Origin of the sequence: Amycolatopsis sp. lyj-112, from assembly GCF_046549055.1 — a bacterium.
Lineage (GTDB): Bacteria > Actinomycetota > Actinomycetes > Mycobacteriales > Pseudonocardiaceae > Amycolatopsis.
Window position 1 is genome coordinate 449,299 of sequence record NZ_JAJPWS010000006.1, and the last position, 10,043, is coordinate 459,341.

12 protein-coding genes and 1 rRNA gene are annotated in these 10,043 nt (G+C 68.5%); 7 read left to right on the forward strand and 6 right to left on the reverse strand.

The window, feature by feature from the left end; translation table 11 throughout:
- Window positions 1-26: 26 nt before the first annotated feature.
- The 4 genes from ACLJRL_RS22885 to ACLJRL_RS22900 all read left to right on the forward strand — a co-directional run bounded on the left by ACLJRL_RS22885 (window position 27) and on the right by ACLJRL_RS22900 (window position 3,633).
- The gene (locus ACLJRL_RS22885) at window positions 27-866 is read left to right on the forward strand and encodes an AfsR/SARP family transcriptional regulator (protein WP_410658279.1); all 840 of its coding nucleotides are present in this window, start codon (window positions 27-29) and stop codon (window positions 864-866) included.
- Between the two features lie 38 nt (window positions 867-904).
- Window positions 905-1,591: a winged helix-turn-helix transcriptional regulator gene (locus ACLJRL_RS22890; RefSeq protein ID WP_410658280.1), complete on the forward strand. Its 687-nt coding sequence runs from the start codon at window positions 905-907 to the stop codon at window positions 1,589-1,591.
- A 132-nt stretch (window positions 1,592-1,723) separates the two neighbouring features.
- Entirely contained in the window at window positions 1,724-2,302 is a 579-nt protein-coding gene (locus ACLJRL_RS22895) for a hypothetical protein (protein WP_410658281.1), read from the forward strand.
- Window positions 2,299-3,633: a copper resistance protein CopC gene (locus ACLJRL_RS22900; RefSeq protein ID WP_410658282.1), complete on the forward strand. Its 1,335-nt coding sequence runs from the start codon at window positions 2,299-2,301 to the stop codon at window positions 3,631-3,633. The genes ACLJRL_RS22895 and ACLJRL_RS22900 overlap by 4 nt, the downstream gene beginning before the upstream one ends.
- 2 nt (window positions 3,634-3,635) lie before the next feature.
- Here the strand turns inward: ACLJRL_RS22900 and ACLJRL_RS22905 are convergent, their stop codons facing one another.
- On the reverse strand, window positions 3,636-4,241 hold the full coding sequence (locus ACLJRL_RS22905; RefSeq protein ID WP_410658308.1) for a maleylpyruvate isomerase family mycothiol-dependent enzyme: 606 nt from the start codon (window positions 4,239-4,241) through the stop codon (window positions 3,636-3,638).
- A 308-nt stretch (window positions 4,242-4,549) separates the two neighbouring features.
- Here ACLJRL_RS22905 and ACLJRL_RS22910 point away from each other — a divergent pair, with 308 nt between their 5' ends.
- The gene (locus tag ACLJRL_RS22910; protein ID WP_410658283.1) at window positions 4,550-5,218 is read left to right on the forward strand and encodes a M protein; all 669 of its coding nucleotides are present in this window, start codon (window positions 4,550-4,552) and stop codon (window positions 5,216-5,218) included.
- A gap of 53 nt (window positions 5,219-5,271) precedes the next feature.
- Here ACLJRL_RS22910 and ACLJRL_RS22915 read toward each other — a convergent pair whose 3' ends face one another.
- The gene (locus tag ACLJRL_RS22915) at window positions 5,272-5,634 is read right to left on the reverse strand and encodes a YciI family protein (RefSeq protein WP_410658284.1); all 363 of its coding nucleotides are present in this window, start codon (window positions 5,632-5,634) and stop codon (window positions 5,272-5,274) included.
- Window positions 5,635-5,803: 169 nt separating this feature from the next.
- Between ACLJRL_RS22915 and ACLJRL_RS22920 the strand changes: the two genes are divergently transcribed.
- The gene (locus ACLJRL_RS22920; RefSeq protein ID WP_009081418.1) at window positions 5,804-6,085 is read left to right on the forward strand and encodes a metal-sensitive transcriptional regulator; all 282 of its coding nucleotides are present in this window, start codon (window positions 5,804-5,806) and stop codon (window positions 6,083-6,085) included.
- On the opposite strand, the gene ACLJRL_RS22925 is transcribed toward ACLJRL_RS22920, so the two are convergent.
- The 3 genes from ACLJRL_RS22925 to ACLJRL_RS22935 are packed head-to-tail and all read right to left on the reverse strand — an operon-like array spanning window position 6,086 to window position 8,675.
- On the reverse strand, window positions 6,086-8,254 hold the full coding sequence (locus ACLJRL_RS22925; RefSeq protein ID WP_410658309.1) for a heavy metal translocating P-type ATPase: 2,169 nt from the start codon (window positions 8,252-8,254) through the stop codon (window positions 6,086-6,088).
- 47 nt (window positions 8,255-8,301) lie between these two features.
- Window positions 8,302-8,472 carry a hypothetical protein gene (locus ACLJRL_RS22930; protein ID WP_410658285.1) on the reverse strand — a complete coding sequence of 57 codons (171 nt, stop codon included), beginning with the start codon at window positions 8,470-8,472 and terminating at the stop codon, window positions 8,302-8,304.
- Entirely contained in the window at window positions 8,469-8,675 is a 207-nt protein-coding gene (locus ACLJRL_RS22935) for a heavy-metal-associated domain-containing protein (RefSeq protein WP_410658286.1), read from the reverse strand. The genes ACLJRL_RS22930 and ACLJRL_RS22935 overlap by 4 nt, the downstream gene beginning before the upstream one ends.
- Window positions 8,676-8,771: 96 nt before the next feature.
- Here ACLJRL_RS22935 and cobF point away from each other — a divergent pair, with 96 nt between their 5' ends.
- Complete coding sequence (gene cobF, locus ACLJRL_RS22940; protein WP_410658287.1) at window positions 8,772-9,536, forward strand: precorrin-6A synthase (deacetylating); 765 nt, start codon at window positions 8,772-8,774, stop codon at window positions 9,534-9,536.
- Window positions 9,537-9,765: 229 nt separating this feature from the next.
- Here the strand turns inward: cobF and rrf are convergent.
- Window positions 9,766-9,882: ribosomal RNA gene (gene rrf / locus ACLJRL_RS22945) — 5S ribosomal RNA — on the reverse strand.
- Between the last annotated feature and the right edge of the window lie 161 nt (window positions 9,883-10,043).

Here is a 10,043-nt window from a genome sequence, read left to right on the forward strand (position 1 = left end):
GCGTATCGATCTGGAGGGCGCTTGCGATGTACGCCGGATCACGAGTATCGGACAAGCACCACGGCTCGGCATCGAACCCGAATCCGGACCTGTCCGCAAGCCCCATCCGTTTCAGCCTGCTCGGCCCGCTCGAACTCGTGCGGGACGGGATCGACTACGCGCCGACGACGCCGAAGCTGCTCCAAGTGCTCGCCATGCTGGTGATGAGCCCGGGGAAGATCGTGCACATCGACACGATCGTCCAGGAGCTGTGGGCCAACGACCCGCCGCGCAGTGTCCGCACCACGATGCACACCTACGTCTATCAGCTGCGGCGATGCATCGACGAGAACAACCTCGCCCCCTTCGGCGAGACCATGCTGGCGACGAAGCCGCCCGGATACGTGTTCCGGATCGACCCGTCACAGGTGGACGTCTTCGAGTTCCAGACGCTGCAGAAGCGCGGCCGGGAGCTGCAGCTGAAGGGGATGCACATCGAAGCCGCGCAGTCCTTCCGTGCCGCGCTCGACCTGTGGGCCGGGCCGCCGCTGGCGAACGTCAACTGTGGACCGGTGCTGTCGGCTTACGCGGTCGACCTGGTCGAACAACGGCGCAGCACGCTGCACCTGCGCATCGAGGCGGATATCGCGGCCGGGATGCGGCACGAGCTGATCGGCGAGCTGCGCTCCCTGGTCACCGCGAACCCGCTGGACGAGGCGCTGCACGGCCAGCTGATCCGGGTACTCGGGCGCAGTGGACGGCGTTCGGATGCCCTCGCGACCTACCGCCAGCTGCGCGGCAGGCTCAACAATGAACTGGGCGTCGAGCCCTGTGACGATCTGCAAGTCCTGCACCACGGGCTGCTTTCCGAGGGCGAGCCCGCATGACGACGGCGGCACCGGGAACGAAAGTGAGGATCGACGAGATGAGCAGTCGCACCTATGGACAGTTCTGTGGTCTCGCCCGCGGGCTGGAGATCATCGGCGAACGCTGGTCACTGCTGATCGTCCGGGACCTCGTCCTGGGCCCGAAGCGGTTCACCGAGTTGCAGGCGGGCCTGCCGAAGATCCCGCCGAGCACGCTTTCCACCCGGCTGAACGAACTCGAGCAGTCCGGCGTGCTCCACCGCCGCCTGCTCCCCGAGCTCGACGCCGCCGTGGTCTACGAACTCACCGAGTACGGCAGCGAACTCGAGCAGATCGTGCTCGACCTCGGCCTCTGGGGCGCGCGTTCGCTCGGGCGGCCGGCGCCGGAGGACGTCTTCACCCTGGACTCGGCGATTCTTTCGCTGTACACGACCTTCCAGAGCGAGAAGGCCAAGGGGGTCCACGCCACCTACGAACTGCATTACCCGGGCGCGATGGTCCTGCACGCGATCGTCGAGGACGGTGCACTTAAGGTCGCGGACGGCGCGCATCCGGGTGCCGACGCGGTGATCGAGCCGCTGGGCCCGTTCATCAAGGACCTGCTGAGCGGCGAACTCAGCGCCGCCGAGGCGGCCAGGACCGGCAAGGTCCGGATCGAAGGCGCGTTCGAATACCTGGAACTGTTCACCGAGCTTTTCCACATCCCGGCCGCACCCCCGGTGTCTCGCGGGATCATCGTCCGCTGACCACCGGCGCAACCGGCCGAATGGCGTAATCCCGCAGGCCAGATCAGCAATCAGGAGTAACGGGAACACGCGCTGCGCGGGATATCGTCATGTTCCGTCACCGGTCGGACTTTTCGCCCAAGGAGCCCTTTTATGGCCGCACTCGATTCGGCACGTCCAGGCCTGCTCGCCTCGCTCAATGGGAAATACCATCGCGCGGCGCTCGCCGTCTACGCGGTCATCGTCGTCGCCCACTGGGCGGAACACCTCGTGCAGGCGTTCCAGATCTACGTTCTCGGCTGGAAGACCCCCGACGCCCGCGGCGTGCTGGGCATTCCGTTCCCCAAACTGATCAGCTCCGAATGGCTGCACTACGGCTACGCCATTCTCATGCTGGTCGCGCTGTTCGCCCTGCGCAAGGGCTTCGCAGGCCGTTCGCGGCAGTGGTGGAACCTGGCGCTGGGCCTGCAGTTCTGGCACCACATCGAGCATCTGCTCCTGCTGATCCAGGCGCAGAGCGGCTGGCGTCTCGGCGGCGGGACCGCGCCGAGCAGCGTCATCCAGCTGTTCATCCCGCGCGTGGAACTGCACCTGTTCTACAACACGATCGTCACCATCCCGATGATCATCGCGATGATCGTGCACCGCCGGGCGTCGATCGCCGAGCAGAAGCTGACCGGCTGCACCTGCGCCCCGGAAAGCCGGCGCGAGCTGGCGACCACGGCGTCGTGACCAGGAGGCTCTTCGCGCTCCTGGCCCTCGTGGCAGCGTGGTTCGGGGTCGCGGTTCTCGCCGCGGCCCCGGCCTCGGCCCACGTCGAACTCCTCTCCTCGAACCCCGTCGACGGCGCCCGGCTCACCTCGGCGCCCGCCCAGGTCTCCGTCACCCTTTCGGAGAACATCGGCATCCAGCCGAACTCCATCAAGGTCGTCGACGCCCACGGCACCGACGTCGTCTCCGGCCCGGTGTTCCAACCCGGTGAAGTCGCCGAAGAGGTTGCCGTCAAGCTGGAACCCGATCTCCCCGACGGCAGCTACCTCGTCGAGTACGCGTTCGTCTCGACCGACTCGCATCCGGTGCGCGGCACGATCGCGTTCGTCATCGGCACCGGCCCGCTGATCACCTCGGCCGGCGCGGTCTCCGCCTCGACCGGCACGGATCCGGTCACGGACGCGCTGTTCACCACGTTCCGCTGGGGCTCGTTCGGCGGCGTCGCATTGCTCGGCGGGCTGGTGTTCGTGCTGGTCTGCCGACCGGGCGGCCGGACCGACCCGCTGTCGCGGAAGCTGATCAGCGCCGGGGTGTGGCTCTCCGCCGTCACGGCCGTCGCCGGCTTCCTGCTGCAAGGCCCCTACGTGGCCGGACGTGGCGTGGACGCCGTCTTCGACCCCGCCCTGCTCGAAGCGACCCTGCGGGTGGCCTACGGGAAACTGCTGCTCCTGCGCCTGGCCGCGATCGTCGCGCTGGCCGTGATCGCCCGGAAACTGCTGGCGGCCGATCAGCCGGAGCGGCTGCGCTCCCGCTACGAGAACCTCGGCATGGCGGCCGGCTTCCTCGTGATGCTGAGTTTCTCCGCGACCGGGCACGCGGTGGCCGACAAGATCATGTTCCTCTCGGTCAGCGCCGACCTCGCCCACTTCGGCGCGATGGCGGTCTGGGTCGGCGGGCTGATCCAGCTGGCCGTGCTGCTGCGCGGCAAGCACCCGGCCTCGGAAATCGAACCGGCGCTGGACCGCTTCCACCCGATCGCCACGACGTCGATCGTGATCATGGTGATCAGCGGCGCCTACCTGGGCTTCCGGCTCGTCCCGTCGGTGGAGGCGCTCTGGTCGTCGGCGTACGGCATCGTCTTCCTGGTGAAGCTGGCCGGGTTCGCCGCGTTGCTGCTGGTGGCGAACCTGAGCCGCAACGCGGTGCGCCGCGGCTTCTCCGGCCGCGGCGGCACCGGCGTGCTGACCGCCGACCTGCGACGGCTGCGGGTCAGCGTCGGGGTCGAGGTGCTGATCGTGGCCGTCGTGCTCGCCCTGGCCGCGGCGCTGTCCTCGATGTCCCCGACGGGCTAGCGCTACTCGGTCGCTTCCTCCGGCGGGGCGAACGGCCCCCAGGTGAAGGCCCGGAGCCACGGCTCGGGATCGCCCAGCCACGACAGGGCGGTGATCTGAGCGGGGCTCCGGCGTCCGGCGAGTGAGCGGTACAGGTCGGCGGGCGGACCCGAGAGCACCGCGGCGACCGGCTCGGTGCCGGCGATCCACGTCGCGCCCTCGGTCTCGATCCGCATCCCGGGCAGTCCGTGCCTGGTCAGCGATGCGCCGAGGCCGCTGACCAGCACTTCGAACCCGCGAAGCCAGGCCGCGTGCGCCTCGGGCAGCGGGGCGCCGAGCGCGTACCGGAGATCGAGTTCGTGGGTGAAGGCGTCCATCACCATGATGTCGCCGCGGCTCTTGCCGTCGCCGTCGGCGGCGAGCAGGGCGTCGGCCTCGGGCCCGCGCTCGTTCCAGAGCCGCAGCAATTCCGCGACCGAGGCCGCCTCCGGGACCGGACAGGGCTCACCACCGAATCGGGTGATCACCCGGTCGCAGATCTCGGTCAGATGCGCCAGCAGGCCCCGGACGGTCCACTGTGGACAGGCCGGGACGATCCGGTCGCCCGTGCCAGGGTGGTCGGCCAGCAAGATCGAGATGTTCTCTCTGACCTGCCGGTACCCTTCGGCCGCGGTCGCCGTATTCCAGCCAGGCACCCGAATTCGGCTGCTCGTCACGCGTCACCTCCAGCGGGTGAAAATCGATCGATTCTCTATTGTGCCACCAGTTCGATGTTCACCCTTCTCACCGCTTGCGCCGGACCGTTCGGCGCAAGATCACCCACCAGTGGCGCGTGTCGTTGCGGCTTCAGGCACACTGGTCGAAGAAAGCCGCGTGTGGCAAGGAAAACCGCACAATTGCGCCACCGGCGACGGATCGACCACTGTGGAGGTGACTAATGGAGATGCCCGGCTTCGATCTGGCGTGGCGTGGTTTCAATCGCGCCCAGGTCCGGGAATTCGTCCGCGAGGTGGAGACCGAACTGAGGCGCGTGGCCGCCGAACGGGACGAGGCGATCCGCCGCGGCGAGGCCCTCGCCGCCAGACTCACTGCCGCGCAAGAGGAAAACAGTGACCTCCGCGACAGCGTCGACCGGATCAGCCGGACCCCGATAGCGCCGGACGCGCTGCAGGAACGGTCGCGCCGCATGCTCGAGCTCACCCGCGAAGAGGCCGACGACATCACCGCGCGCGCCGAAGAAGAGGCCGCGAAGGCCGACGCGGAGCGGAAGAAGATCACTGACGACTTCGAACGCGCGATGACCCTGCGCCGGGCGCAGGCGATGCGCGCGCTCGCCGAACAGGACGAGCTCGCCCAGGCCAGAGCACGAAAACTCCTCGCCGACGCCACTGGACAGGGCGAGCGGCTGGTCGCCGAAGCGCGGCAAAAGGCGAATGTGGCACTGGGCCTGCGAGACGACATCCTGAACCAGCTGGTCGGCTGCCGCGAACTGCTCGCGGAGGCGGGAACCGTACTGGCGCGGCCCGACGAAGGAAAACCGGAAGTGCCCGTTCAGCGCCGGAACAGGCCCGAAGCCCGTGCCGGCGCCGAAGCGGCCACCGCCTAGCCCGGACCCCGCCCCACCACCACCACCCTCAACGGACAGGCTGCGCCTGACTGCTAGGACTCAACGCCGGAAGAAAAGACCACCGGCCTGACCTCCATCGCGTTGATATGCGCGTCCGGGACCAGGCCGGCGATCTCGATCGCGCGTTCCTTGCTGTCGCATTCGACCAGGTAGTAGCCGGCGAGGAACTCCTTCGACTCGGCGAACGGGCCGTCGGTCACCACCGGGACGCCGTCACGCACCCGGACCACCGTGCTCTCCTTCGGCTCCCCCAGCGCCTGCGTCCCGAGCAGCTCGCCGCTCTCGGTCAGCTTCTGCATGAAAGGGTCGATCCTGGCCATCACCTCGTTGCGCTCGTCCTCGCCGACGGCGTCCCACGCGGCGGGGTTCATCGTGATCATGATCATGTACTTCATCGGGTGTTCCTCCTGGTCACGAGGCCGGTGCCCGGCCACTCACGACTGAGTCGGAGCCGCCGGATCGCTTTCGACATCCTGACAGCCCTGGATTTCACCGGCGCGAGGCGGATACGTGGGGAGGGTATAGTCGGCGGTGACAGGGATCGGCGAGAGAACGGGTGCGGGAATGACGGGCTACGGCAGCGAGCGGGAGGCCTATCTCAAGCGCCTGCGCCGGATCGAGGGGCAGATCCGCGGACTTCAGCGGATGGTCGAAGAGGACAAGTACTGCATCGACATCCTGACCCAGGTGTCCGCGGCCACGAAGGCGCTGCAGTCGTTCTCCCTGGAACTGCTGGACGAGCACCTCGCGACCTGCGTGGTCCAGGCCGCCGCGGCGGGCGGCGAAGAAGCCGACCTCAAGGTGCGGGAAGCATCCGACGCGATCGCGCGCCTCGTCCGCTCCTGATCACACGACCCCGCGGAATCCCCTCAGCCTCAGGCTGTTGGTGACCACGAAGACCGACGAGAAGGCCATCGCGGCCCCGGCGATCATGGGGTTGAGCAGGCCCAGCGCGGCCAGCGGCAGCGCGGCGACGTTGTAGGCGAACGCCCAGAACAGGTTGCCCTTGATCGTGGCGAGCGTGCGGCGCGAAAGCCGGATGGCGTCCACGGCCGCGCGCAGGTCGCCGCGGACCAGCGTCAAGTCGCCCGCCTCGATCGCGGCGTCCGCCCCGGTCCCCATCGAGAGCCCGAGGTCGGCCTGCGCGAGCGCGGCCGCGTCGTTGACGCCGTCGCCGACCATGGCCACCACGCGGCCCTCGGCCTGCAGGCGCTGGACGACGTCGACCTTGTCGGCGGGCAGGACCTCGGCGACGACCTCGTCGATCCCGACCTCCGCGGCGACCGCTTGCGCGGAACCGGTGTTGTCGCCGGTCAGCAGGACCGGCCGGAGACCGAGCGCCCGCAGTTCTCGTACGGCCTGTGCGGAAGTCGGCTTGACGGTGTCGGCCACGACGATCACCCCGTGAACCTCGCCGTCCCACGCGACGACGATCGCCGTCGCGCCGCGCTCCTCGGCCGCGGCCTTGACCTGGCCGAACGGGTCTTCGACGGTGATGTCGTGCTGGTTGAGCAGAGCGGTGCGCCCGGCCAGGACGGTCTTGCCCTCGACCTCGCCGACGACACCGAGACCCTCGACGTTGCGGAAGCCTTCGACCGGCGGCAGCGTCCCCAGCCGTTCCTCGGCGGCCTCGACGATCGCGCGGGCGATCGGATGCTCGGAAGCGTGCTCGACGGCCGCGGCCAGCCGGAGCAGTTCGGTCTCGTCGTCGCCGTACAGGTCGGTGAGGCTCATCTTCCCGGTGGTCACCGTGCCGGTCTTGTCCAGGACGACGGTGTCCACCCGGCGAGTGGATTCGAGTACCTCCGGGCCCTTGATCAGGATGCCCAGCTGCGCGCCGCGACCGGTGCCGACCAGCAGCGCCGTCGGTGTGGCCAGGCCCAGCGCGCACGGGCAGGCGATGATCAGGACGGCGACCGCGGCGGTGAAGGCCGCGTCCGCGCCGCTGCCGGCGCCGAGCCAGAAGCCGAGTGTCCCCACCGCGAGCGCGATCACCACCGGCACGAACACGGCCGACACCCGGTCGGCGAGGCGTTGAGCCGCGGCCTTGCCGTTCTGCGCGGCTTCGACCAGGCGCGCCATCTGCGCGAGCTGGGTGTCGGCACCGATCCGGGTGGCGCGCACGACGAGCCTTCCGCCCGCGTTGACCGTCCCGCCGACGACGGCGTCACCACCGGCCACCTCGACCGGGACGGCTTCACCCGTCAGCATGCTCAGGTCGACCGCCGACCTGCCGTCGGTCACGACGCCGTCGGTGGCGATCTTCTCCCCCGGCCGCACGACGAACTCGTCGCCGACCCGCAGTTCGCCGACCGGGACGCGCTGCTCGGTGCCCTTGCTCAGCACGGCGACGTCCTTCGCGCCGAGTTCGAGCAGGGCACGCAGCGCCGCGCCGGACCGCCGCTTGGAACGGGCCTCGAAGTAGCGGCCGGCCAGGATGAACGTGGCCACCCCGGCGGCGACTTCGAGGTAGAGGTTGCCCGAGCCGGAACCGCGTTCCATGGTCAGCTCGAACCCGTGCCGCATCCCGGGGACTCCGGCGGTACCGAGCAGCAGGGCGTAGAGGGACCAGAGCGTCGCCGCCGCGACGCCGAGCGAGATGAGGGTGTCCATGGTGGCGGCGCCGTGCCGGAGGTTCGTCCAGGCGGCGCGGTGGAACGGCCACGCGCCCCAGGTCACCACCGGGGCGGCCAAGGCCAGCGAGAGCCACTGCCAGTAGGTGAACTGCCAGGCCGGGACCATCGCCAGCACGATCACGGGTACCGCGAGCGCGGCGGAGACCAGAAGCCGACGCCGGAGCCCGTCCGCCGAATCCCCGGCCGCCGGGGCTTCGTCCGGCTGGGGCGGCTGGGCGGTGTAACCGGCGGACTCGACCACGCCGACGAGGTCGTCGACCGAGACTGCGGACGGAAAGTCGACCTGCGCCTTCTCGGTCGCGTAGTTGACCGTGGCGGAGACGCCGTCGACCTTGTTCAGCTTGCGCTCGACCCTCGCGGCACAGGACGCGCAGGTCATGCCGCCGATGATGAGCTCGACGCGCCGCGGGTCCTGGGTCTCGACGCTCACGGTGTCCCTCCCGGGTGCCCCTCGTGGTTTCCCTCGTGCACGCTGGTCGGAGCGGGCGAGGGCGGCGCCTCGTCAAGCGGTCCTACCGCGGAACCGATCGTCCAGGCGACGACGAACACCGCGGCCAGAGCCGCGGCGAACGCCGACACCTTGACGGGGGTACTCACGAGACGAGCTGGTAACCGGCCTCGGTGACGGCCGCGTCGACGGCCTGGACGTCGAGCGGGGTCTCACTGGTGACGGTGACCTTGCCGCCGGCCACGTCCACGTCCACGTTGCTGACGCCGGAGATCCCGCTGACCTCCTCGGTGACGGAGGCCGCGCAGTGCCCGCAGGACATGCCCTTGACGGTGTAGGTGGTTTCGGCCATCGGTACGAACTCCTCTACAGGACAAACGAAGCGATCACTTCTTTTATACCCCATGGGGGTAGGGGTGTGCATTGAGGGGGCGGGCACACTGCGGCGATGAGGAAGATCTCCGCCATCGGCATCGGCGCCGGCGACCCGGACCACCTGACCGTCCAAGCCGTCCGGCGGCTGAACGAGACCGACGTCTTCTTCGTCCTCGACAAGGGTTCAGAGAAGCAGGACCTGGTGGGCCTGCGCCAGGAGATCCTCGACCGGTTCGTCGAGCAGCCCGGCTACCGCGTCGTACGGGCACAGGACCCCGAACGCGACCGTACCCCCGATGACTACCGGAAGGCCGTCGCCGACTGGCACCGCCTGCGCACCGACGTCTACGAGAACATGATCCGCTCACTGGGTCCCGATGAGCGGGGCGCGTTCCTCGTCTGGGGCGACCCGGCGCTGTACGACTCGACGCTGACGCTGCTGGACGCCGTGCGTGAGCGCGGGAACGTGGAGTTCGAGTACGACGTCGTCCCCGGGGTCAGCAGCGTGGCCGCGCTGACGTCCCGCCACCGGACCACGATGAACCAGATCGGCAGGCCCGTTCTGATCACGACCGGCCGGCGCCTGGAAGCGGGCTGGCCCGGCGAGGCGGACGACGTCTTCGTAATGCTGGACGCTCACTGCACGTTCTCACGGTTCGTGGACGCCGGACTGGAGATCTACTGGGGCGCCTACCTCGGGACCGCGGACGAACTCCTGCTTTCCGGCCCGCTTTCCGCCGCCCTCGCCGCGCAAATCCGCTCCGTCCGCACCGAGGCACGGGAACGGAAGGGCTGGATCATGGACATCTACCACCTGCGGCGCCCCGCCGGCCCGTGATCAGACAGCGAACTCGCGTGATCAGAGCCGTAACTCGCGTGATTACACGGCGAACACGGTGTTCGCTGTCTGATCACGGGTGTCGTCCGTCTGGTCACGCGTGTTGCGGGTCTGGACACGGGTGTTGCGGGTTCAATCACGCGAGTGTCGGGTTTTGGGTATGAGAAAAGGTCCAGGCCGGGAGAACTCGGGGTTCTCGACCGGCCTGGACCTTTTCTTTTCAATTTTAGTCCGGCGGTGTCCTACTCTCCCACAACCCTTCGGTTGCAGTACCATCGGCGCTGTCAGGCTTAGCTTCCGGGTTCGGAATGGGACCGGGCGTTTCCCTGACGCTATGACCACCGAAACACTACGAAACAACCAACTACTTCCCACCGATTGTGCTGGTGGTTGTGTGGTGTTTCAGAGCTGTAGAGTGGATGCGTAACATCTTTGTGGGCAAGTCCTCGGCCTATTAGTACCAGTCAACTCGATAACACATTACTGTGCTTCCATTTCTGGCCTATC